The sequence below is a fragment of the Streptomyces sp. NPDC054786 genome (assembly GCF_053611685.1).
In genome coordinates, this window is the sequence record NZ_JBSHAW010000006.1 from 11,781 (window position 1) to 33,768 (window position 21,988).

General features: G+C 72.7%; 20 protein-coding genes, 1 pseudogene and 1 riboswitch. Of the genes and pseudogenes, 13 read left to right on the plus strand and 8 right to left on the minus strand.

Going from position 1 to position 21,988, the window contains the following annotated elements; all coding sequences use genetic code 11:
* Positions 1 to 61: 61 nt before the first annotated feature.
* Complete coding sequence (locus tag ACWGI6_RS06910; RefSeq protein WP_453266520.1) at positions 62 to 2,140, minus strand: MFS transporter; 2,079 nt, start codon at positions 2,138 to 2,140, stop codon at positions 62 to 64.
* Between the two features lie 233 nt (positions 2,141 to 2,373).
* Here ACWGI6_RS06910 and ACWGI6_RS06915 point away from each other — a divergent pair, with 233 nt between their 5' ends.
* Positions 2,374 to 3,426 carry a peptidoglycan-binding protein gene (locus ACWGI6_RS06915; RefSeq protein WP_453266521.1) on the plus strand — a complete coding sequence of 351 codons (1,053 nt, stop codon included), beginning with the start codon at positions 2,374 to 2,376 and terminating at the stop codon, positions 3,424 to 3,426.
* Between the two features lie 216 nt (positions 3,427 to 3,642).
* A complete protein-coding gene (locus tag ACWGI6_RS06920) occupies positions 3,643 to 4,305 on the plus strand; it encodes an HAD-IA family hydrolase (protein WP_453266522.1) in 663 nt (220 codons plus the stop codon).
* Between the two features lie 90 nt (positions 4,306 to 4,395).
* On the opposite strand, the gene ACWGI6_RS06925 is transcribed toward ACWGI6_RS06920, so the two are convergent.
* Together ACWGI6_RS06925 and ACWGI6_RS06930 are read right to left on the minus strand one after the other, a co-directional pair.
* The gene (locus ACWGI6_RS06925) at positions 4,396 to 4,977 is read right to left on the minus strand and encodes a TMEM165/GDT1 family protein (protein ID WP_393905696.1); all 582 of its coding nucleotides are present in this window, start codon (positions 4,975 to 4,977) and stop codon (positions 4,396 to 4,398) included.
* Between the two features lie 180 nt (positions 4,978 to 5,157).
* Entirely contained in the window at positions 5,158 to 5,916 is a 759-nt protein-coding gene (locus ACWGI6_RS06930) for an ABC transporter permease (protein ID WP_453266523.1), read from the minus strand.
* A 209-nt stretch (positions 5,917 to 6,125) separates the two neighbouring features.
* Here ACWGI6_RS06930 and ACWGI6_RS06935 point away from each other — a divergent pair, with 209 nt between their 5' ends.
* From ACWGI6_RS06935 to ACWGI6_RS06970, 8 genes and pseudogenes are all read left to right on the plus strand, one after another.
* The gene (locus ACWGI6_RS06935) at positions 6,126 to 6,770 is read left to right on the plus strand and encodes an HNH endonuclease family protein (RefSeq protein ID WP_453266524.1); all 645 of its coding nucleotides are present in this window, start codon (positions 6,126 to 6,128) and stop codon (positions 6,768 to 6,770) included.
* Positions 6,771 to 6,905: 135 nt separating this feature from the next.
* Entirely contained in the window at positions 6,906 to 8,651 is a 1,746-nt protein-coding gene (locus ACWGI6_RS06940; RefSeq protein ID WP_453266525.1) for an alkaline phosphatase D family protein, read from the plus strand.
* A 204-nt stretch (positions 8,652 to 8,855) separates the two neighbouring features.
* A complete protein-coding gene (locus ACWGI6_RS06945; RefSeq protein WP_453266526.1) occupies positions 8,856 to 10,892 on the plus strand; it encodes an FAD/NAD(P)-binding protein in 2,037 nt (678 codons plus the stop codon).
* Positions 10,893 to 10,971: 79 nt separating this feature from the next.
* Positions 10,972 to 11,436, plus strand: a complete 465-nt coding sequence (locus ACWGI6_RS06950) for a DoxX family protein (protein ID WP_393905691.1) — start codon at positions 10,972 to 10,974, stop codon at positions 11,434 to 11,436.
* Between the two features lie 243 nt (positions 11,437 to 11,679).
* Complete coding sequence (locus ACWGI6_RS06955; protein ID WP_393905690.1) at positions 11,680 to 12,330, plus strand: DedA family protein; 651 nt, start codon at positions 11,680 to 11,682, stop codon at positions 12,328 to 12,330.
* A 115-nt stretch (positions 12,331 to 12,445) separates the two neighbouring features.
* A pseudogene (locus ACWGI6_RS06960) lies at positions 12,446 to 12,774 on the plus strand (GNAT family N-acetyltransferase); the annotation flags it as partial.
* 190 nt (positions 12,775 to 12,964) lie between these two features.
* Positions 12,965 to 14,158, plus strand: coding sequence for a methyltransferase (locus ACWGI6_RS06965; RefSeq protein ID WP_453266527.1), 1,194 nt, complete (start codon positions 12,965 to 12,967; stop codon positions 14,156 to 14,158).
* 196 nt (positions 14,159 to 14,354) lie between these two features.
* Entirely contained in the window at positions 14,355 to 15,011 is a 657-nt protein-coding gene (locus tag ACWGI6_RS06970) for a nucleoside/nucleotide kinase family protein (RefSeq protein ID WP_453266528.1), read from the plus strand.
* On the opposite strand, the gene ACWGI6_RS06975 is transcribed toward ACWGI6_RS06970, so the two are convergent.
* Entirely contained in the window at positions 14,968 to 15,393 is a 426-nt protein-coding gene (locus tag ACWGI6_RS06975) for a hypothetical protein (RefSeq protein WP_453266529.1), read from the minus strand. The genes ACWGI6_RS06970 and ACWGI6_RS06975 overlap by 44 nt on opposite strands.
* Positions 15,394 to 15,517: 124 nt before the next feature.
* Here ACWGI6_RS06975 and ACWGI6_RS06980 point away from each other — a divergent pair, with 124 nt between their 5' ends.
* The 3 genes from ACWGI6_RS06980 to ACWGI6_RS06990 all read left to right on the plus strand — a co-directional run bounded on the left by ACWGI6_RS06980 (position 15,518) and on the right by ACWGI6_RS06990 (position 18,526).
* Positions 15,518 to 16,138 carry a MarR family winged helix-turn-helix transcriptional regulator gene (locus ACWGI6_RS06980; RefSeq protein ID WP_453266530.1) on the plus strand — a complete coding sequence of 207 codons (621 nt, stop codon included), beginning with the start codon at positions 15,518 to 15,520 and terminating at the stop codon, positions 16,136 to 16,138.
* On the plus strand, positions 16,135 to 16,983 hold the full coding sequence (locus tag ACWGI6_RS06985) for an alpha/beta fold hydrolase (protein WP_453266531.1): 849 nt from the start codon (positions 16,135 to 16,137) through the stop codon (positions 16,981 to 16,983). Before ACWGI6_RS06980 ends, ACWGI6_RS06985 begins: the two co-directional genes overlap by 4 nt.
* A gap of 150 nt (positions 16,984 to 17,133) precedes the next feature.
* Positions 17,134 to 17,340, plus strand: a riboswitch (cobalamin riboswitch).
* Complete coding sequence (locus tag ACWGI6_RS06990; RefSeq protein WP_453266682.1) at positions 17,339 to 18,526, plus strand: HoxN/HupN/NixA family nickel/cobalt transporter; 1,188 nt, start codon at positions 17,339 to 17,341, stop codon at positions 18,524 to 18,526. (Overlaps the previous riboswitch by 2 nt.)
* Positions 18,527 to 18,594: 68 nt before the next feature.
* Here the strand turns inward: ACWGI6_RS06990 and ACWGI6_RS06995 are convergent, their stop codons facing one another.
* From ACWGI6_RS06995 to ACWGI6_RS07010, 4 genes are all read right to left on the minus strand, one after another.
* Positions 18,595 to 19,095 (minus strand): VOC family protein, encoded by a 501-nt coding sequence (locus tag ACWGI6_RS06995; RefSeq protein ID WP_453266532.1) that lies wholly within the window; start codon positions 19,093 to 19,095, stop codon positions 18,595 to 18,597.
* Between the two features lie 161 nt (positions 19,096 to 19,256).
* Entirely contained in the window at positions 19,257 to 19,808 is a 552-nt protein-coding gene (locus ACWGI6_RS07000) for a DoxX family protein (RefSeq protein WP_453266533.1), read from the minus strand.
* Positions 19,809 to 19,957: 149 nt separating this feature from the next.
* Positions 19,958 to 20,740: an enoyl-CoA hydratase/isomerase family protein gene (locus ACWGI6_RS07005; protein ID WP_453266534.1), complete on the minus strand. Its 783-nt coding sequence runs from the start codon at positions 20,738 to 20,740 to the stop codon at positions 19,958 to 19,960.
* Positions 20,741 to 20,745: 5 nt separating this feature from the next.
* On the minus strand, positions 20,746 to 21,972 hold the full coding sequence (locus ACWGI6_RS07010) for a CaiB/BaiF CoA transferase family protein (RefSeq protein WP_453266535.1): 1,227 nt from the start codon (positions 21,970 to 21,972) through the stop codon (positions 20,746 to 20,748).
* Positions 21,973 to 21,988: the final 16 nt, after the last annotated feature.

The window sequence follows — 21,988 nt, forward strand, 5'->3', positions numbered from 1 at the left end:
CGCACCCCGCCGCGGGGCTCCGCCGGCCGCCGTCGGCCGTCAGTTCCCCCCTCGACCGTGCTCACTTCGCCAGGTCGGGCGGCCGTGGCGTGTGCGGAGGGGTACGCGGCAGGGGACGGCGGGCATCGTCGTGGTGCGGCTCCTCCGCGTCCGAGCCGCACAGCTCCTCCGTCAGCTCCCGGACGAGTGCCGTGAGGTCGGTGGGCCGGTCCTTGGTCCACCAGTCGCCCAGCATCTCCGCGAGCGACTGCTGACGGGCCGCCGAGAGCCGGTCGGCGGTCTCCCGTCCGCTGTCGGTGAGCCGCAGCAACAGCCCGTCGCGGGTGACGAGTTTGCGTTCCTCGATCTGCCGGATGCTCTCGGAGATCACCCCGAGCGGCACGGTGCTGCGTTCGGCGAGCAGCGCCGGTTGCACCGAGCCGTGGCGGTGGATGCGCAGGATCAGCCAGCCCGCGGCCGGTTTGAGGTCCAGTCCGGCCCGTGCGGTGATCTTCTGGTAGATGTGCTTACGGCCTTCCCTGCTGCCGAGTTTGGACAGTGCGCGGGCGCATTCGTCGTGTGAGGACCGCTCGACGGGGTTGGAGGAGAGCACCTCGCTGGTGTCGGGGGCGGTCACGCTGCTGCGCAGCGGCTCCTCCCTGAGGAACCAGGCAAGGACGAACGCGACCAGGACGACAGGGGCGGCGTAGAGGAAGACATCGGTGATCGAGACGGCGTAGGCGTGGAGGACGCCGGACGCCTGCCCGGCCGGCAGCCGGGTGACGGTCCGCGGATCCTCGGCGATCTTGGACGGGTCGACGCCCGGCGGCAGTTGCGTTCCGGCGACGGCGTCGGCGATCCGCGGCCGGAGGTGGTTGGTGAAGAGCGTGCCGAAGAGGGATACGCCGAACGAGCCGCCGATGGAGCGGAAGAACGTGGCACCGGAGGTGGCGACGCCCAGGTCCTGGTAGGCGACGGCGTTCTGCACGATGAGCACCAGCACCTGCATGACCAGGCCGAGGCCGAAGCCGAAGACGAAGAAGTAGGCACTCATCTCGGCGACGCTGCTGGACGGGTCGAGCCGGTGCAGCAAGAGCAGACCGAGCGCCACGACGCCGGTGCCGGCGATCGGGAAGACCTTGTAGTGGCCGGTGCGGCTGACGATCTGCCCGGAGCCGGTCGAGGCCAGCAGCATGCCGACCACCATCGGCAGCATGTGCAACCCGGACACGGTCGGGGAAACGCCCTGCACGACCTGCAGGAACGTCGGCAGATACGTCATCGATCCGAACATCGCGAAGCCGACGACGAAGCCGATGACGGCGGTCAGTGTGAAGGTGCGGCCCCGGAACAGGCGCAGCGGCAGGACGGGTTCGGCGGCCCGGCGCTCGATGACGAGGAACGCCCCCAGCAGCACGACGCCGAGCGCGCCGCATCCCACGATCTGCCAGGAGCCCCAGGGGTAGGTGACGCCACCGAGCGAGGTCATCAGGACGAAGCAGGCGGCGACCGCGGCGATCAGGACGGTGCCCAGGTAGTCGATCCGGTGCGGGGTGCGGCGGCGCGGGATGTGCAGCACGGCGGCGATGACGGCGAGCGCGACGATGCCGACGGGGACGTTGATGTAGAACACCCAGCGCCAGCTGAGGTGGTCCACGAACAGCCCGCCGAGCAGCGGTCCCAGGACGCTCGTCCCGCCGAAGACGGCACCGAACAGGCCCTGGTACTTGCCGCGTTCACGGGGCGGCACGATATCGCCGACGATCGCCGTCGACAGCACGATCAGGCCGCCGCCGCCCAGCCCCTGGAGGGCCCGGAAGGCGATCAGCTGCCCCATGTCCTGCGCGATACCGCACAGCACCGAGCCGATCAGGAAGATCACGATGGCGGTCTGGAACAGCTTCTTGCGACCGTACTGGTCACCGAGCTTGCCCCACAGGGGAGTCGCGGCCGTCGCGGCCAGGAGGTAGGCGGTGACCACCCAGGAGAGGTGGTCGAGGCCGCCGAGCTCACTGACGATCGTGGGCAGCGCGGTGGCGACGATGGTCTGGTCGAGCGCCGCGATGAGCAGGCCGAGCAACAGGGCGCCGATCGCCACGAGGACCGTCCGCCGGGACCGGTCCTCGCCAGGAACGGCAGGAGCGCTGGTGTCCTGCGCCATGAGCGTCTCCCTCTGTTCCGCCAGGCCGCCCTTTCCGTTGCGGAGCGCCCTTCGGGCTTCTTCCATCCTGGGCGGTTCGGCCGGATATGGCCCGCCGAACGGCGTTGGGCATCCGGGGCCGTTCAGGGGACACCCGCCGTATGCCGTACGGATGTCTTCGAGCGCCTGCGCGAACGGGTGCCTCCTCTGGATAATCGCTGCCGGTTCGATGCCTCCAGGGAGGGGACCCGCTCGTGACGGCACCGGCATGCCCGCACTGCTTGGCCCCCGTACGCGGCGACGGCCGGCCGGCCTGCCTGTGTGCGGCGGTCGACGCGGACGACTTTGATCCGCTGCGCATTCGGCCGTACGTGTCACTGCCCGACGAGGACGACGCCGGCGACCACGCGCACGATGCCGACGGCGGGCCGGGCGGCACCCTCGTGGGCCGGGGCGACCGGCTGGACGACTTACCCGGGGTGGACGCGGCGGTGCACAGGGCAGACGGCCCCTCACCCGTCGACGACTCCGCCGGTCCGCCTCGCTTACCCGTCTTACCCGGGCCGTCGGCCGCCGCGGCCCCGTACCGGGCTTCCGTCCCTGCCGGCGCCGAGCCCCTGTTTCCCGCAGCGCGGCGCCGCCCCGGCCCGACCTCCCGGACGTTCAGCGCCTCGGAGCGGGAGCCGGCCGCCGGCGCCACCGTCTCCGCTCCCGGCCGCCGGCGCACCCTGCCGGCCGTACTGGCGGCCGCCGGTGCCGCGGTGGCCGCCGCCGCGGTCCTGATCACCACCGATGCGCTGTCCGGCGGCACTCGTGACCGGGCGGCGCCGCCCGGCCCCGGCCCCGTCTCCCCCAGCGCCGACCTCCCCACCGGCGACGCGTCCGTCCCCACGCGGAGCGGCGTCGCCCCCTCCCGCTCCGCGGCCCGCTCGCCGTCCCCGTCCGCCACCGGCCTCCCCGGCCCCTCGGCCGGCGTGAAGTTCTCCCGGGCCGGGCAAGCGCCTCCCCCCGCTCCCACCCGGGCATCCGGGAGCGTCACGAACTCCCCCGGCGGTCCCGGCCCCAGCGCCCCGCCCACCGGGCCGATCGTGCTGCGCGAAGGAGCCGGCGGTCCGGAAGTGGCCGAGTTGCAGGGGCGGCTGCGGCAACTGGCCGTCTACGCGGGCCCGGACGACGGTCACTACGACGCGGAGGTGCGGGCCGCCGTCTCCCGCTACCAGCACGCCTACGGCGTGACGGGCGACCCGGACGGCGTCTACGGCGGGCAGACCCGGGCGTCCCTGGAGTCCCGCACCCACGAGCCGTAGGGCCCCGTCCTGATCCGCCGGACGGGCCCCGGCCGGGTGCGCTGACCAAGCCCGGGTTGTCGGCACCCGGATACATTTTGTATCGTACGAAAACAAAGTGGTTCCGCCCGTTCTCCCTGACCGGCGGGCGGAGCCGCTTGTCTTCCGCACGTGCGATCTGCACCGTCCGCATGCGGCCGCACCGTCCGCATGCCCGTAGCGCCCAGGAGCCCGCCGATGACGGCCATCACCACGCTCACCGCCCGCGCCCTGCTGCTGGACATGGACAGCACGATCGTGAACTCCGAGGCCGTCGTCGAGCGCTGCTGGCGCCGCTGGGCCGCCGAGCAGGAGCTGGACGCGGACGAGGTCCTCGAGGTCGTCCACGGCCGGCAGGGCTGGGCCACCATGGCCGCGCTGCTCCCGGACCGCCCGATGGAGCTCAACCTCGCGGACAACCGCCGGATGCTCGCGCAGGAGACCTCCGACACGGACGGCGTGGTGCCGGTCCCCGGCGCGCCGGCCTTCATGGCCGCCCTCGCCGCCCTCCCGCACGCCTTGGTGACCTCCGCCGACATCCCGCTCTCCGACGCCCGGATGGGCGCGGCCGGGCTGCCCATGCCCGCCGTGCGGATCACGGCGGAGAGCGTGAGCGCCAGCAAGCCCGACCCGGAGGGCTTCCTCAAGGGCGCCGCCGAGCTGGGCCACGCCCCCGAGGACTGCCTGGTCTTCGAGGACTCCGAAGCGGGCATCGAGGCGGGCCGGGCGGCCGGGATGCGGGTGATCGGCGTCGGCGACCGGGCCGCCGCGTTCGCCCCCACCGCACAGGTGCGCGACCTCACCGGGATCCGTGTCGAGGCGCTGGCGGACGGCCTGATCGCGGTGCACCTCACGGGCTGAGAGCCCGCGCCGGGAGCCGACCGCGGGGCGAGGTACGAGCGCCCACGAGGAACCCCCGCACCCCAGCAGTCCTCCCGCCCTGCGAACGCCTCAGCCGGCGATCGCCTCGTACAGACTGAAGCCCGCCAGCAGCAGCATCACACCCGCCGCGATCTTGGTGATGAGCTTCAGCGGCACATACTTCATGAGCGTACGGCCGCCCAGGATGCCCAGGCCCGCCACCGCCCACAGGGCCAGCACGGCGCCGACGCCGACCGAGAGCCAGTCGTCGTAACGGGCCGCGAGGTTGGCGGTCATGATCTGGGTCAGATCACCGAACTCGGCGACCAGAATCATCATGAAGCCCGCCCCGGAGACCTTCCAGAAGCTCTGGTCGGCGGGCTTCTTCACCTCTTCCTCGTCGCCGTCCTTCCGGAACAGCAGCACGGCGGCGCCCGCCAGGAAGAGGACGCCGACCACCCCCTGTACCCAGCGGTGCGGGAGCAGCGTCAGCACGCTGCCCGCGGCGATGGCGAGCGCCACATGCACGAGGAAGGCCGCGGCGACGCCGACGAAGACGTACGAGGCGCGGTAGCGGGTGCCGAGCATCAGGCCGGCGAGGGCGGTCTTGTCGGGCAGTTCGGCGAGGAAGACGACGCCGAAGACGACGGCGGCGACGGTGAAGCTGAACACGGGGTGGATACCTCGATCGGTCGGGCCGCACCAAAGGGGGGCCCGTCAAAGGGGTCGCTTCGGCACGGCAGCGTCAAACACTGCGGCCGAAGGTCTCGCTGGCGCGGTACGGCTGCGTACCGCGCTCCGGGCGCCGGCTCGCCACGAGGGCGGGCAGTATGTCGACGGTCCGGCGGAGAGCTACTCCCCTTCTGCTGCCGTCCAGGGTACGCGGTGCAGCCGTCCGCGCGCGACCAGCTCCAGCACCGTCGCACAGGCCGCCACCTGCACCGTCAGCAGCGCCACCAGCACGAACAGCTGCACCGCGCCTGCCTGTACGGGGGAGGCGCCGCCCAGCAGCATCCCGACGAAAGCGCCGGGCAGTGTGACCAGTCCCACGGTCCGGGTCTGGTCGAGCCCCGGCAGCAGGGCGTCCGAAGCGGCCGGGCGGGCGACCTCCATCCGCGCGTCGCGGTCCGGCAGCCCCAGCGCGAGGCCGGCCTCGAACTCGCCGCGCCGGGTCTCCAGCTCGTCCAGCGCCCGCCGCCCGCCCAGGACGGTGGCGGTCAGCGCGCCGCCGATCAGGATGCCCGCGACGGGGATCAGGGTCAGACCGCGCGGCGGCACCAGGCCGGTGAGCAGCAGCAGACCGACGACCGGGACGACACCGACGGCGATCGGTGCGGCGGCCCACCACCAGGTGCGGTTCTGGGTGATCCGGCGGCCGGCGGTCCGTACCGCCACCAGGAACATCAGCGCGAGGAAGCTCAGCAGCCAGGGGAGGGCGTGCACCACCCAGCCGATGAGGTAGGAGACGGCGGCGAGTTGCGCGGCGGCGCGCAGTCCGGCGACGGCGATGGCCCGGGCATGGCCGAGGCGCGCCAGTGCGGCAATGGCCACGGCGACGGCCAGCAGGACGGCGAGGACGACCCCGAGGGTGGCGTTGACCGGCAGCAGCACGCGCTCACTGTAGGGCGGCGACCGGGGCGCATGCGCGGGAGCGGTTCAACCGGAGTGCCGTGATGCACTTATGGCGCTCCGTCAACTCCCCTTGAACTGACGTGGGCATGTCGTCACTCTGTTACCTGGTGCCCATCCCGTGGAAACCCCACGTCGCCACCATGGGCCCGCACCGCACGGCAACTTCCCCCCACATTCCGGGAGTTTCGATGAAAAAGGTCTACGCGCGTCGCGTTTCCCTCGCCGCGGGATCGGCCGCGGCACTGTTCTGCACGCTGGTACTCAGCGGCCAGTCCGCCCAGGCAGCACCGCCCAGCCCGCCGGACGCGGCCACCGCACGGACGTATCTGACCCAGATCAAGGAACAGGCCGAGGGCCCGCAGGACGGCTACAGCCGCGACAAGTTCCCGCACTGGATCGACCAGGGCAAGAACTGCAACACCCGCGAGGTGGTGCTCAAGCGTGACGGCACGGACGTGCAGCAGGACGGCAGCTGTGCGGCGGTGAGCGGCAAGTGGGTCTCGGCCTACGACGACGCGACCTGGACGCAGGCGTCCGACCTCGACATCGACCATGTCGTACCGCTGTCGGAGGCCTGGAAGTCGGGTGCCGCGCAGTGGACCACCGCGCGCCGCCAGGAGCTGGCCAACGACCTGACCCACTCCCAGCTGATCGCGGTCACGGACAACCTCAACCAGGAAAAGGGCGACAAGGACCCGGCGAAGTGGCTGCCGCCGAAGGCCTCGTACCACTGCGAGTACGCCCGGATGTGGGTGTGGGTGAAGCATGAGTACGGCATGACCGCGGACTCCGCGGAGAAGGCCGCGCTGAAGAAGATCCTGGACGGCTGCTGAGCCGCACGCCTCAGCGGGGCCGGTCCCGCCCGCCCGCCGGCCGGAACCACCGGCCGGCGGGCGCACCGCCGCCCCGGCCCCCCACCGTGCCCGTCGTGCTCCTATCCTCTGACCACGACATGTGGGGAGGCACCGATGGCCGGACTGCGCGTGGGGCCACTGCTGCGCTACGTCGACGCAGAGAGCGCGACGGTGTGGGTGGAGACCGATGAGCCGTGTGTGGTGCACATCCGCTGCGACGACGGGGCGGCCGGCGCGGAGAGCACCTGGCAGGTGGCCGGGCACCACTATGCGCTGGTACCGGTGACCGGCCTGACGCCCGGCACCGAGACGGCCTACCAGGTCCTCCTGGACGAGCCGGGGGCACCTACCGGCGGCGGGGAGAAGGTCTGGCCGCCGCCCGACAGCCGCTTCCCCGCGAGCACCATCCGTACCCTCCCCGCCTCAGCCGACGAGCCGCTGCGCTTCGCCTTCGGCTCCTGCCGCTGGTCGGCGACGCCCTCGAACGCGGCGCACGACCCGGTCGGCCCGGACGCCCTGGACACCCTGGCCGCCACGCTGGCCGCCGATTCCGGCCGGCAGCGCCCGGACGTGCTGCTCCTGCTGGGCGACCAGGTCTACGCCGACCAGACCTCCGAGGCGACCGCCCGTGCGCTGGCCGACCGCCGCGACATCGGCGAGCCACCCTGGAAACAGGTCGCCGACTACGAGGAGTACACCCACCTCTACGACGAGTCCTGGCTCGACCCGGAGGTCCGCTGGCTGCTGTCCACGGTCCCCAGCTGCATGATCTTCGACGATCACGATGTGATCGACGACTGGAACACCTCGGCGGCCTGGCTGGCCCGGATGCGGGCGACCGACTGGTGGCAGGAGCGGATAGTCGGCGGTCTGATGTCGTACTGGGTGTACCAGCACCTGGGCAATCTCCCGCCCGCCGAACTGGCCGCCGACGAGCTGTACGCGCGGGTGCGGGCGGTCCCGGACGGGACGGACCTGGTGCGGGAGTTCGCGGCCGGCGCGGATGCCGATCCGGCGTGCGCGCGCTGGAGCTACCGCCGCGACTTCGGCCGGGTGCGGCTGGTCATGATCGACACCCGGGCCACCCGCGTACTGGACGAGAGCAACCGCGCGATGCTCGACAAGACCGAGGGCGAATGGCTGCGCCAGGCGGTGCTGGAGGGGCGCGGCAGCTACGACCATCTGCTGCTCGGCAGTTCGCTGCCCTGGCTGCTGCCGCATCTCATCCATGCGGCGGAGGGCTGGAACGCCGCGCTGTGCGCCGGCGAGCGCGGCCCCCGCTGGGCCCGCAGAAGCGAATTCCTGCGCCAGCGCGCCGACTTGGAGCACTGGGCGGCCTTCCCCGACTCGTTCACCGCGCTCACCGAGCTGATCGCCGAGGCCGGTTCCGGTTCGGAGGCACCGGCGACGGTCTGTGTGCTGTCCGGGGATGTGCACCACGCCTACGTGGCGGAGCCGCACTGGCGCGGCGCCGGCCCGCACCCCACGAGCCGGGTGCTGCAACTGACCTGCTCCCCCGTCCACAACAGCATCCCCGGCTCGCTGCAGGCCGGATTCCGCTTCGGCTGGAGCCGGTCCGGCCGCTGGCTGGGGAAGCTGCTGGCCCGGCACGGGCGGCTGCCCCGGCCGGCGGTGAAGTGGCGCCGCACGGGCGGCCCGTGGTTCGGCAACCAGCTGATGACGCTGACGCTGGCGGGCCGGGCGGCCCGCCTCGCCCTGGACCAGGCCCGCCGGGAGAAGCACGGCGGCGTCCGGCTCGTCACGGTCTGGCGGGCGGCGTTGTCCGATGCGCGGGTTGCCGGGAAATACGGTGATGCGGGCGGTGGCGCACCGGGGACCGATCGGCCGAAGACCGGATGATGCGGACGCTCCGGCTCCGGTAAGCGTCCGGCAGGGCGCCGGCGGCCGGTCAACTTCCCCGGGATCCGGCGTATTTTTGCCTACCCCCGGGTGCTGCGCCGGCGGATCGGGCGGTGATGATGGGGCGCACCTTTGCCCGTCGCCCGCACTTTCGGGCGGCCGCGCCCGCGCGCCGGCCGTCCGCCGCCCCAGGGAGAGCCCCTCTTGGCCGCCGACCACTTCGCCGACCGCCGGCCCCGGCCCGCCCTCGCCCTCGTCGGCGCGGGGCCGCGCGGGACGAGCGTTCTGGAGCGGATCTGTGCCTCGGCCGCCGAACTGGCCCCGGGCGCCCGTCTGACGGTCCATGTCATCGACCCCGCCCCGCCCGGCGCCGGCCAGGTCTGGCGCACCGCCCAGCCGCCCGAGCTGCTGATGAACACCGTGGCGTCGCAGGTCACGCTGTTCACCGACGACAGCGTCGAGTGCGCCGGTCCGATACGCACCGGTCCGAGCCTGTACGCCTGGGAGGGCTGCAGGGTCGGCCCGGACGACTATCCGGGCCGGGCGCTGTACGGCCGCTATCTGGAGTGGGTCTTCCGCCGCACCGTGCGCACCGCTCCCGAGGAGGTGACGGTCGTGGTGCACCGGGCCCGCGCGGTGCGGCTGGCCGAGGCCCCCGGCGGCTCGCAGTCGCTCACCCTCGACGACGGCCGGACGCTGCACGGCCTGGGAGCGGTGGTGCTCGCCCAGGGTCATCTGCCGGCCGTTGCGGATCCGGAGCAACGGCGCCTGGCCGACTACGCCACCGGGCACGGCCTGTGCTACCTCCCGCCCGCCAACCCCGCCGATCTCTCCACCGGCCTGGCGGCGCTGGCCCCGGGCCGCCCGGTGCTGCTGCGCGGTCTCGGCCTCAACTTCTTCGATCACATGGCGCTGCTGACCACGGCCCGCGGCGGCCGGTTCGTGCACGGTGCCGACGGGGCACTGACGTATCTGCCGTCCGGCCGCGAACCCCGCCTCTACGCGGGCTCCCGGCGTGGCATCCCGTACCACGCACGCGGCGACAACGCGAAGGGCGCGCACGGCCGTCATCTGCCGCTGCTGCTGACACCGGAGGTGATAGCGGGCTTCCGCAAGCGCGCGGACTCCGGCGATCTGCCCGACTTCCTGAGGGAGGTCTGGCCCCTGGTGGCCAAGGAGGTGGAGGTGGTCTATTACGAGGCGCTGCTGATGCGGCGCGGTGCGGGCGATGAGCCGCGCCACCGCTTCCGGGAGCGCTTCCTGGACAGCGCGCACCGCGGCCCCGAAGAGGCCGCCGCCCTGGACGCCTTCGGGATCGCGTCGGCCGAACGCTGGGACTGGGACCGGATCGCCCGGCCGCACACGGAGCGGTCGTTCGCCGGCCGCGCCGCCTTCCGGGAGTGGCTGCTGGGGCATCTGCGCCAGGACGTCACACACGCCCGGCAGGACAATGTGTCCGGCCCGCTCAAGGCGGCCCTCGACGTGCTGCGGGATCTGCGCAACGAGCTGCGGCAGATCGTCGACCACGGCGGGCTGGCCGGCGCCTCCCGCCGCAGCCACCTGGACCGCTGGTACACCCCGCTCAACGCCTTTTTGTCCATCGGGCCGCCGCGGCGCCGGATCGAGGAGATGACCGCGCTGATCGAGGCGGGGGTGCTGGAGGTGGTCGGGCCCCGAATGACGGTCCGGCTCGGCGCCGCCGACGGCCGCGGGCCCGGATTCACGGCGCATTCACCGGACGTTCCGGGCTCGGAGGTGACGGCGACCGCGCTGATCGAGGCGCGGCTGCCGGAGCCGGATCTGCGGCGCACCGCGGACCCGCTGCTGGCCCGGCTGCTGGCCGACGGCGGCTGCCGGCCGCACACCGCGGACGGCTACGAAACGGGCGGGCTCGATGTGTCGCCGAGCCCGTACCACCTCGTCGAGGCCGATGGCGGGCGCCATCCGCGGCGCTTCGCGGTCGGGGTGCCGACGGAGGGCGTGCACTGGGTGACGGCGGCGGGGGCGCGTCCCGGGGTGGGGTCGGTCACCTTGGCGGACACGGATGCCGTGGCACGGGCGGCGCTGCGGGCCGCGATGGCGGGGAGGGCGGCGGCTGCGGGTACCGGCGCGGAAGTGGGCGCCGCCCCGGTGGCCGACACCGACGCGGGCCCGGCGGCGGGTGGGGGTGCGGATCCGGCCACGGTCCCGGTGGCAGGCCCGGCCGCTTCTGGCCAAAGGTCCCATTTGGCCAGAGGTTGAACTTGCAAGCACTGCTTAGGTTTCCCTAACCTCTGTCTCCGACGGTTACCTCGTCCCCAGAAACCGTAGGAGCCCCCACATGTCCGCACCGCTGACCGCACTCATACAGAGATCGACCCCGCACGTGCACGCGCTCTTCCGCGTCGTCGTCGGGCTGCTCTTCGCCTGCCACGGAGCGTCCTCGCTCTTCGGTGTCCTCGGTGGCGCCATGGGTCAGGGCGGCACCGTCCCCGCCGGCGCCTGGCCGGGCTGGTACGCCGCCGTGATCCAGCTGGCCGGCGGGCTCCTCGTGCTGCTCGGCCTGGGCACCCGCCCCGCGGCGTTCATCAGCTCCGGCTCCATGGCGTACGCGTACTTCTCCGCGCATCAGGGCTCGGCGCTGTGGCCGATACAGAACGGCGGCGAGGCGTCCGCGATGTTCTGCTGGGCCTTCCTGCTGATCTTCTTCATCGGCCCCGGCTCGTGGGCACTCGACCGGATCTTCTTCGGCGAGGGTGAGCGGGAGCAGGCTCCGACCGCTCACCAGGAGCCTTCCGCCGCCTGACGCACCGCCCCCGGCGACGGCCGGCACGCTCCCGGCCTCGCCCCCGCACGGCCCGTACGGCACCTCCGCCGTGCGGGCCGTGCGGCCGCTGCGGCACTCCCGGTGGCCTGCGGCAGCCCCGCTGTACCGCACCTTCCACCCCCGGCGCCCGCCCGCGGAGCCCAGGCGTACGCTGTATGGCTGTAGGGCCGCCCCTGCCGCACCGAGCGACGTCGCGGCGGGGTTCGGACCGGGAGTGGGACGTTGCTGGAAAACCTGGGGGCCCTCAGTGGCACCCCTTGGGTGTATGTGATCGTCAGTCTCTCGATCGTTCTCGATGTGTTCGTGCCGATCCTGCCCAGCGGAGTCCTGGTGATCGCCGCGGCCACCACGGCCGCCGGCACCGGCACCGCGGCGGATGCGGCCGGCGTCGATGTCACCTCTTCCGTCCACACCGGTGCCCACCTGGCCGAGATGCTCTCCCTGATGCTGTGCGCGGCCACCGCCTCGGTGCTCGGCGACATGGTCGCCTACCGGCTCGCCTGGCGCGGCGGCGACCGCTTCGACCGCGCCATCGGCCGCTCCCGCCGTCTGACGGCGGCACAGAAGCGACTGGGCGCGGCGCTCAAGCGGGGCGGCGGCGGCATCGTCGTCCTGGCCCGTTTCGCGCCCGCCGGACGCTCCGTGGTCAGCCTGGGCGCCGGCGTCGCGCACCGTACGGTCCGCGAGTTCCTCCCCTGGTCCGCGCTGGCCGGTCTCGCCTGGGCCACCTACAGCGTCAGCCTCGGCTACTTCGGCGGGCACTGGCTCGGCACGTCGTGGGTGGGTACCGCGCTCTCCGTGATCGCCCTCTTCGCCGCCGGATCGGCCGCCGCCTTCCTGATGCGCCGCCCGGACGGCCGGACCGCGCACTGACGGCGGGGACGAAAGCCCGCTGACCCGCCCTCCGGCGGGAGCGGAAAAACCTTGGCCGGTTGTCAGCCCCCGGTTGTCAGCCCCCGGTGCGACGATGAAGCGCATGAGGGGGACCCATGCGCTGCTGACGCGCTGTCATGTCGGCGGCGCCCCCGCCGTGGCGCTCGCCCCGTGCGCGGTGCTGCCGGGTATCAGAAGTGCGGTGCGGGCGGCGCGGTCATCAGGGCGCTCCTGGAGGCGGCGCGGGAAGCCGGCGAGCGGACCGCGATCGTGCTCGGCCATCCGCCGTACTACCCACGCTTCGGATTCGCACCGGCCGCCACCCGGTTCGGCATCCTCCCGCCACAGCCCTGGCCGGACAAGGCCTTCATGGCACTGTCCCTGGACGGCTCCCGGCCCCCGCGCGGCACGGTGCGCCACCCCGCGGCGTTCGGCATCGCCTGACCCCGGCTCCGCCCCGCGGCTTCGGCCCCGCGCTGCCGACGGCCGGGACCGGGTGCGTCCCAATACGGAGTAAAGTCGAGCGTCAACACCCCGCCCACCGTCTCCTGCGAGCGCATCGCCGCTCCCCCGGCGCCGCACCACAGCGGCGCCCATGGGACGGGCCCGAACCACACACGCGAGGCACATTTCGGTGAACCAACCGCCGGTCGTCGAATGGACCGAGGCCGACGAGCCCCGTTCCGCCCGTTGGCACTCCGAGAACGGTGCCCCGCCACCGCGCCGCATCGTCATCGCGGACGACCGGACGAAGGCCGACGACGCCTACAAATTCGCCTGCGAGGGCACCGCGCTGCTGTGGCGCGGCGACTTCCACAACGCCCGCCAGCTGCTGACGGCGCTGGCCCGCCGCATCGACCGCCGCCCCCGCAAGGCACCGCCCGCCGATGTCACCCAGGCGTTCCATGTGCACCGCGCCGCGCAGAATCACCGGGCCCGCATCCTGGGCATGCTGCTGGTCCCGCTCGATGCGACCCTGGCCGTCCCGCTGCACCGCGCCCCCGATGTCCGTGAGGCCTGCAGCCGGGCGTACGGCCCCGGCCGGCCGGCCGACGGGGAAGCCGCAGGCGCCGAGGGTTCCGGCCCGACCGCCTCGCTCGTCTCGCTGCGCGAACTCCTCGCGCTCATCGGCGCCAACGAATGGCGCAAGAAGGGCGTCGAGATCCCGGCGCTCGGCGGCGACCGCATCCATCCGCACTACGGCGTCTTCTCCCCGGCCCGCGGCGAGTACGTCGACCTGGTGGCCGAGGCTCCGCTGCCGGACGAGGACCTGGCGTTCGACATCGGCACCGGCACCGGCGTACTGGCCTCGGTGCTCGCCCGGCGCGGCGTCCGCAGGGTCGTGGCCACCGACCAGGACCCGCGCGCGCTGGCCTGTGCCCGTGAGAACACCGAACGACTGGGCGTCGCCGGACAGGTGGAAGTGATCGAGGCCGATCTGTTCCCGGCCGGCCGCGCGCCACTGATCGTCTGCAACCCGCCGTGGGTGCCCGCAAAGCCGACCTCGCCCGTGGAGTACGCGGTCTATGACCCGGGCAACCGGATGCTGTACGGCTTCCTGAGCGGCCTCGCGGACCATCTCACGCCGAACGGCGAGGGCTGGCTGATCCTCTCCGACCTGGCGGAACACCTCGGCCTGCGCGCGCATGCCGAGCTTCTCGACGCCTTCGCCAAGGCGGGCCTCACGATCCTGGGCCGACTCGACATCACCCCGCGCCACCCACGTGCCCGCGACACCTCCGACCCGCTCCACGTGGCCCGCGCGGCCGAGGTCACCTCCCTGTGGCGCCTGGGCACCGCGGACCGGGGCACGTCCGGCCCCCGCTAGGACCTTCCCGCCGCTCCGCACCGACCGGCCCCCAGGCGCCGTGGCCCTCGGGGCCGTACCTCGGGGCCGTGCCACCGGCACCACGGCCGAGCCGACCGGCCCGCCCCGCCCCGGCCCGCCTCCTGCGCCCCCGTACCCGGCCGCCGACCGCGGGCATCCCGCAGGCGCCCCGCCCGTCAGGCACGATGGACGCACCATGGATCCCCGGCATCTCCTCTCCCGCGCCCGTCGGCTCGCCGCCTCCGCGGCACCCGGCCGACGGCGGCTGCTCGGCATCACCGGCCCGCCCGGAGCCGGCAAGTCCACCCTCGCCGCCCACCTCGTGGCGGAGCTGGCCGGACAGGCGGCGCTCGTCCCGATGGACGGCTTCCATCTCGCCGAGGCGGAGTTGCACCGTCTGGGCCGTACGGACCGCAAGGGCGCGCCGGACACCTTCGACCCGGCCGGATACGCGGCACTGCTGGCGCGTCTGCGCTCCCCGGAGCCGGATACCGCCGTCTACGCCCCGGCCTTCGACCGCCGGATCGAGGAGCCGGTGGCCGGCAGCATCGCCGTGGCGCCCCACATTCCCCTCATCGTCACCGAGGGCAACTACCTCCTCCTCGACTCCGCCCCGTGGTCGCGGGTCCGGGCGCTGCTCGACGAGGTCTGGTACGTGGAGCTGGACACCCCGGAACGGATCCGCCGGCTGGTCGACCGGCATGAGCGGTTCGGGCGTCCGCGCGCCGACGCCGAGCGGTTCGTGCACACCTCGGACGAGGCCAACGCCCGTGTCGTGGCGGCCACTCGTGACCGCGCCGACCTCGTCATCAGCTTCGCACCCGAAGAGGCCCCGCCTCCACCGAGCGCATAACCCCGCTCCCCCGCCCGCGCCGGCCGGCGAACAGTCCGGCCACCGACAGCGCGCCCCACCCGACGGACACCGCCACCGCCTTCAGCCTCCGGTCGCGGCCCGGCAGCGTCGCACCGAGCAGCACGGCGTCCCCTAAGTCCGCCGCAATCCGCACATACGCGGCGGCACGCAGCGCCGGGCCTTCCGGCGCCAGCGTCATCGCCAGTCCGCTCACCGCATCCCGCCAGGCCAGCGGACGCAGTGCGGTCCGGGTCGCCGGCGCGGTCCGCCCTTCGCCGTCCACCAGTCCCGAGGGCCGCGCCAGCAGATCGGGCAGCGCCGCCACCGCCACCCCGTACACGGCCGTGGCCGCCCCGACCGCACGCAACAGACCGACCTTCATCCGCCGTCCACCTTTCTCGTCCCACTCCACCGGCCGCACGAGCCCCGTCGCGCCGGCCGCCTCCTCAACTCCTTTCCGCGGCAGCGCTCTTCCCAAACGACATCACCGATGTCATCATGACATCATGAGTGTCATTGAGGGGTGTGCCGGAGAGACCGAAGTCGCCGGTGACGGCGAACCGACGACCACCGACGACCTGCTGTACGGCGTCATCCGACGCCTGTGGCCGCTGCATCGCACGGTCGTCCGCGCGGTAGAGCGCGAGCTGGCGGGCACCGGCATGACCGCCGGCGAACACGCACTGCTGGACGCGCTGCGCACCGAAGGCCCGCGCACCGTCCCGCAGTTGGCGCGCGGGATGGGGCTCGACCGGCAGCCGGTGCAGCGCTGGGTGAACCACGCCGTGGAGCTGGGCCTGGTCGCGACCGCCCCGAATCCCGCACACCGCCGCTCGTCCCTGATCCGGCTCACCGCCGAAGGCACGGAAGCGATACGCGGCGTCCAGGAGTGCGAGGCGGCGGAGCTCAGGCAGCGGCTGGCCGACCTGTCCGCCGAGGACGTCCGTACCGCGCTGCGTGTACTGGACCGGCTCGGCGAGGAGTTCCGCCACCTGGCGAACGGCTCACACATGACACCGGAGGAAAGCGGCAGTCACGGCAGTTACGGCAGCGGCGGCAATAGCGACGACAATGGCATCACGCCCAGTTCATCGCATCCGGCACACAAAGGACGGCCCGCAAGATGACCCGACGAATCACCGCCTGGTCCGAGATCGACAACGGGCTCGTGCCGATCGACGACGGTGAGCTGTTCTACGAGACGGCCGGCTCGGGCCCCGCGGTGGTGCTGCTCCACGGCGGCATGCTCGACCAGCACATGTGGGACGAGCAGTTCGCCTGGCTGGTGAACTCCGGCCTGCGCGCGATCCGTTACGACTTCCGCGGCCACGGCCTGTCCTCCACCGTGGCCGGGGACTACGCCAACCACGACGACCTGTGTGCCCTGCTCGACGCGCTCGATGTCCCCGGCGCCGTCCTCGTCGGCCTCTCCCATGGTGCGCGGGTCGCACTCGACACCGCCATAGCCCGCCCGGAGCGGGTGACGGCCCTCGCGCTGGCCTCCCCCGGCATCAGTGGCCGCGCCTTCACCGACCCCTTCCTCCTGGAGCACATCAAGGCGCAGGTGGCGGCGATCGGCACACCGGACGGCGCGGAACGGTATGTCGAGCACTTCCTGCGGATGTGGGTGGACGGACCGCATCGCGAACCGTCCGCGGTGCACCCGGGATTCCGCGAGCGGATGCGCGCCTCGGCCGAGGCCAATGTGGAGGTGCATGCCGAGGGCGTGGGTGCCGGTATGCCCCTTGAGGTCGGCGCCGCGGACCGCCTGGCCGAGATCCGGGTGCCGACGGTCGTGTTCGACGGCGACCTCGACAGCAGTGACATCTCCGCCAATGCCCATGCGATAGCGCTGACCGTTCCCGGCGCCCGAAGAGTCCGGATACCGGGGGCGGCCCATATGGTCAATCTGGAGAACACCGCGCTCTTCGACCGCGAACTCCACACCTTCCTCTCATCCCTGGACCACTGACCCACCGCGGACCACGGCCCCTGGGACCACCGGCTCCGAGGGCGGCCGAGGTGGCAACGACCGCCCCGTGGAACGGCCGGCCGCGTCCGGCGAGTACTCCCTCCCGGGCCACGGGCAAGCCCCGTGCACCTCACCCCTCCCTGGTGGCAGTTAGAGTGACCGGGCCGTGGTGTTCGGGAAGCCGGTGACGGACCTTGTGGTCCCAGACCGGAGCGGCCCTCGCCACTGTGATCGGGGAGTTTCCGCCCCTTCCGCAGGCGCACGGCGCGCCTGCGGCGCCACTGGCCGCGGCCGGGAAGGCGGGGGCGGGCGCGCGCACCCGTAAGCCAGGAGACCGGCCACGGCATCTCACGAACTGATCCACGAGGTGCTGGAGCGTAACCGCCGGATGGTCCTGTCCACCGATACCCGTCCCACCCCTGCCTCCGCCGCCTTCCGCTGGCGCCGGCAGGACACCGTCCGCACCGCGGGCCTGATGGCCGTCATAGCCGGTCTGCACCTCATCGCCTTCGGCGTGCTCTTCCTCCTCGTGGTGCCCCATCACTACGCGGTGGGCAGCCAGGTCTTCGGGGTGGGGCTCGGTATCACCGCGTACACCCTCGGTATGCGGCACGCCTTCGACGCCGACCACATCGCCGCGATCGACAACACCACCCGCAAGCTGATGGCCGACGGCAAGCGGCCCGTCTCGGTCGGCTTCTGGTTCGCCCTCGGCCACTCCAGCGTGGTCGTCGCGATGGCGGCCCTGGTGGCGGGCGGCGCCCAGCTCGCGGGCACCCTGCTCAACGACGAGTCCCGTACGCACCAGATCCTGGGCACGGTCGGCACCACGATCTCGGGGACCTTTCTCTACCTCATCGCCGCCCTCAACCTGATCGCGCTGGCGGGGATCTGGCGGGTCTTCCGCGGTATGCGCAACGGCCACTACGACGAGGCCGAGCTGGAGCAGCGCCTCGATGCACGCGGCTTCATGAACCGCTTCCTGGGACGGTTCACCCGCTCGATCTCCCGCCCCGGCCAGATGTTCCCGCTCGGCTTCGTCTTCGGGCTCGGCTTCGACACCGCGACCGAAGTGACCCTGATGGTGATGGCCGGCAGCGGCGCCGCGGCCGGCCTGCCCTGGTACGCCGTGCTGTGCCTGCCGCTGCTCTTCGCCGCCGGGATGAGCCTGTTCGACACCCTCGACGGCACCTTCATGAACTTCGCCTACCAGTGGGCGTTCTCCAACCCGGTGCGCAAGGTCTACTACAACCTCACCATCACCGGCCTGTCGATCGCCGTCGCCTTCTTCATCGGCACGATCGAGCTGGTGACCGTGCTGCACGAGAAGCTCGCCCTCAACGACCCGCTGACCGGCTGGATTTCCGGCCTCGACCTCGGCAACGCGGGCTTCCTCATCGTCGGCCTGTTCGTGGTGGTGTGGGCCGCGGCGCTGGCGTACTGGCGACTGGCCGGCGTCGAAAAGCGCTGGGCGGAGCGGGCGGAGCGAACGACGTCGGCGCAGCGGGCGGGGGCGGCGGAGCAGGCCGCGCCGGGCTCCTGAGGCGCGTCAGCCGCACCCGCCCCGTACGCCCCCGGCGCCCGTATCGGCGCCGGGCCACAGCCGCCCTTTCATGTGGCCGAACCGGCCGCCGAACCCGTCACCAGATCCGGCCCCCAGCGCTCCAGCGCCGCCGCCAGATCGAGTGGCAGCAGCCGCTCCGGCTGGTCCGAACCCGGCCAGTCCTCCCGCGGGACCCGCCACATCACCTCGAACTCATTGCCGTCCGGGTCCTTGGCGTACAGCGACTTGGCGACGAGGTGATCACTCGACCCCACCAGCGCGCCCCGCTCGACGAGCTGCGCATGGGCCGCGACCAGCTCACCGAGCGTGCCGATTTCCCAGGCCAGGTGGTAGAGCCCGACCCGCCCGGCCTCGGGCCCCGGCGCATCCGGCCCCACCGCGAACAGCGCCAGATCATGATCATTGAGTGAGCCGGGAGCGCTGAGGAACGCGGCCCTTCCCGGAACCTCGATCCCCACCGCGAGCCCGAGGGCCTCGGTGTAGAAGGCGACCGACCGCGCCACATCACGGACGTAGAGCACCGCGTGGTTCAGACGTCGTACGGACATGCAGCCTGCTCTCCGATCTCCTGCCACGACACCGCCGGGGCCGTGCCCTCCCCCACTCCTGATCTACCCCGCCCGCCCCGACGCTGCCCGGATTCCGCCGGCCTGGATCCGGCCGTTTTCGGCCCGGGTGCCCGAAGTGCGGGGAGCGGCTCACTTCCGGGTCACTTCCGGACCAGCAGAACCGCGCCCGCCAGCACCACACTCAGCACCAGCGCGGCCACCCCGTGGACCGGCCGGTGTGCGCGCAGGCCCGGCAGGAGACGGTCGATGGCGTAGCGGCCGGGCCCGGTCAGCGCCAGGGCCGCGGCACCCGCGGTCAGCAGCAGCTCGTACTCGACGCCCTTGGGCGCGAAGAAGCCGCCGCCCCACTTCACGGCAAGGGCATTGATCATCGTGCCGACGACCGCCGCACCGGCGAGCGGCGTGAGCAGCCCGACCACCAGCCCGAGCCCGCCGAGCGTCTCGCTCAGACCGGCGACGACGGCCATCGTCCTGCCCGACGGATAGCCACTCATCGTGAAGAACTGCCCGGTCCCGTCCAGCCCCGGACCGCCGAACCAGCCGAACAGCTTCTGGGCACCGTGGGCCGCCATGGTCAGCCCGAGCGCGATCCGCAGCAGGAGCAGCCCCGTGTCGTAGCCGTGCGAGGAGGGGGCGGGGCGCGTCGAGGCGCCGATGCGGGAGGACTCGAGAGTGCTGAGGGGGGACGTCATGAGAGTGCTCTTTCGCATGTCGGGGACGGCCCGCGAGGCACCGCCGGAAGAACTACTTGAAACTTCAAGTCACCGTCCCGACGATACACAGCACCCCCACGGCGGACAACAGGTCCCGGCACACGGACCGACGCCCGGACCGGCAGCGGTCAGGAGGCGGCGGGCGGGACCGGTGCGGCGTCCGATCGCCCGAGGAACGCGCCGATCGCCCGGTCGAAGTCGGACCGCGCCACCGCAGGCCGCGGATTGACGGCGGCGGCCTTCCGCTGTGGTGCCAGCGCGGCGGTCACCGCCTGCTTGGCGGCCCGGATCGCCGCGGGTGGCTGCTCGGCGATCCGGGCGGCGAGGTCACGGGTGCGGGCGGCGAGTTGGTCCGCGGGCACGCCGTCGTCCGCGAGCCCGAGGGCCACCGCGGTGCGGGCGTCGACCAGTCGGCCGGTGTAGAGCAACTCCCGCGTCGCGGCGGGCCCGGCCAGCGCGACCATGCGGGCGGCGAACGCAGGGCTGGCGAGGATGCCGAGCCGGGCGATCGGCATCCCGATCCGTGCGCTGTCCGCCATGAGCCGCAGATCGCAGGCGAGGGCGAGTTGGCATCCCGCACCGGCGGCGACACCGCGGATCTCGGCGATCACCGGAACGGGACAGTCCTCGATCGTGGTGAACGCCGCTTCTATCTGGGCGAAGGACTCCTCGACGTATCCGTCGTCCGCATCCACCCAGTCGGTCATGTTCGAACCGGCGCAGAACGTGTCGCCATGCCCGCGGATCACCAGCACCCGCAGCGACCGGCCCGCCCCGAGCTCCCTGACCTGGCGGGCCAACTGCGCCCAGGCCCGGCCGGGAAGGGCGTTGCGCCGGCTGCCGTCACCGATACGGATCTCGGCGACCGCGCCGGACCGGGACGTCCCGATGGTGGGTTCGCGTGCGGGCACGGGGGTCACTTCGCGGCCTTTCGCGCGCGGAGAACGGCCAACTGCCGCGGGCCGACGCCGAGGGCGGCCAGGATCTGCGCGGTGTGCTCCCCGTGCCGGGGCGGCGGGGTGCGTACGGTCGCCGGGTTGCCGGACAGCTTGACGGGAGAGGCGAGGGTGCGCAGGGTGCCGGCGTCGGCGTGTTCGAGTTCGGCGACCATGCCGCGCGCGATGACCTGGGGATGCCGCAGGGCCTGGTCGACGGTGTTGATCGGGCCGACCGGTACTTCCGCCTCGGTGAGGAGCACGGCCCATTCCTGCGCGTCGCGTGCCCGCAGCGCGCGTTCGATGAGCGGGAGCAGTTCCCCGCGATGACGGACCCGGTCGGGGTTGGTGGCGAACCGTGGATCGTCGGCCAGCTCCGCGAGTCCGATCGCGGTGGCGAAGCGACGCCACAGGCCGTCGTTCCCGGCCGCGACCATGAGGTGACCGTCGGCGGTGGGGAACGCCTGGTAGGGCACGATCGTCGGGTGGGCCGAGCCATAGCGCTGCGGGACGTCGCCGGAGGCGAAGTACCCACCGGCGACATAGCTCAGCCAGGCCACCTGGCCGTCCAGCAGCGAGACATCGACCCACTCGCCGCAGCCGGTGTGCTCGCGGTTGCGCAGCGCGGCAAGGACGCCGATGGCGGCCCACATTCCGGCGGCGAGATCGGCCGGGGACACCCCGAACCGCACGGGTGGACCTGCGGGCTCTCCGGTCACGCTCATGACGCCGCTGACCGCTTGCGCTATCGCGTCGTACCCCGGCTCGCTCCGGTACGGCCCGGTCTGCCCGTAACCGCTGATCGAGGCGTACACCACACCGGGATTACGGTCGCGGACGTCCTGATAGCCCAGGCCGAGGCGGGCAGCGGTGCCGGGCCGGAAGTTCTCCACGATCACATCGGCGGAGGCGGCCAGGTCCTGTATCAGACGCAGACAGTCCGGGTCCTTGAGGTCGACCGCGATGCCGCGCTTGTTGCGGTTGACGCTGTGGAAGTACGCCGCGTCCTCGCCCTGGAAGGGGGGACCCCAGGCGCGGGTGTCATCGCCGGAGGCGGTGTCCTCGACCTTGATCACGTCAGCGCCCAGGTCGGCCAGCACCATGCTGCAGAACGGCCCGGACAGGATGCGGGACAGATCGAGGATCTTCAGACCGGTCAGCACGCCGTCGTGGACCAGCCAGGGCGGGGGTTGTGGTGTGGTGCGCATTGCGGTGTCACGCCTT

What these genes read in the sequence shown, in the direction of transcription:
- ACWGI6_RS06980 (WP_453266530.1), top strand. Translation starts at nt 15,518, where the DNA reads ATGAGTGTCATTGAGGGGTGTGCCGGAGAGACCGAAGTCGCCGGTGAC.
- ACWGI6_RS06950 (WP_393905691.1), top strand. Translation starts at nt 10,972, where the DNA reads ATGTCCGCACCGCTGACCGCACTCATACAGAGATCGACCCCGCACGTG.
- ACWGI6_RS06940 (WP_453266525.1), top strand. Translation starts at nt 6,906, where the DNA reads ATGGCCGGACTGCGCGTGGGGCCACTGCTGCGCTACGTCGACGCAGAG.
- ACWGI6_RS06995 (WP_453266532.1), bottom strand. Translation starts at nt 19,095, where the DNA reads ATGTCCGTACGACGTCTGAACCACGCGGTGCTCTACGTCCGTGATGTG.
- ACWGI6_RS06970 (WP_453266528.1), top strand. Translation starts at nt 14,355, where the DNA reads ATGGATCCCCGGCATCTCCTCTCCCGCGCCCGTCGGCTCGCCGCCTCC.
- ACWGI6_RS06975 (WP_453266529.1), bottom strand. Translation starts at nt 15,393, where the DNA reads ATGAAGGTCGGTCTGTTGCGTGCGGTCGGGGCGGCCACGGCCGTGTAC.
- ACWGI6_RS06910 (WP_453266520.1), bottom strand. Translation starts at nt 2,140, where the DNA reads ATGGCGCAGGACACCAGCGCTCCTGCCGTTCCTGGCGAGGACCGGTCC.
- ACWGI6_RS06985 (WP_453266531.1), top strand. Translation starts at nt 16,135, where the DNA reads ATGACCCGACGAATCACCGCCTGGTCCGAGATCGACAACGGGCTCGTG.
- ACWGI6_RS07010 (WP_453266535.1), bottom strand. Translation starts at nt 21,972, where the DNA reads ATGCGCACCACACCACAACCCCCGCCCTGGCTGGTCCACGACGGCGTG.
- ACWGI6_RS06920 (WP_453266522.1), top strand. Translation starts at nt 3,643, where the DNA reads ATGACGGCCATCACCACGCTCACCGCCCGCGCCCTGCTGCTGGACATG.
- ACWGI6_RS07000 (WP_453266533.1), bottom strand. Translation starts at nt 19,808, where the DNA reads ATGACGTCCCCCCTCAGCACTCTCGAGTCCTCCCGCATCGGCGCCTCG.
- ACWGI6_RS06935 (WP_453266524.1), top strand. Translation starts at nt 6,126, where the DNA reads ATGAAAAAGGTCTACGCGCGTCGCGTTTCCCTCGCCGCGGGATCGGCC.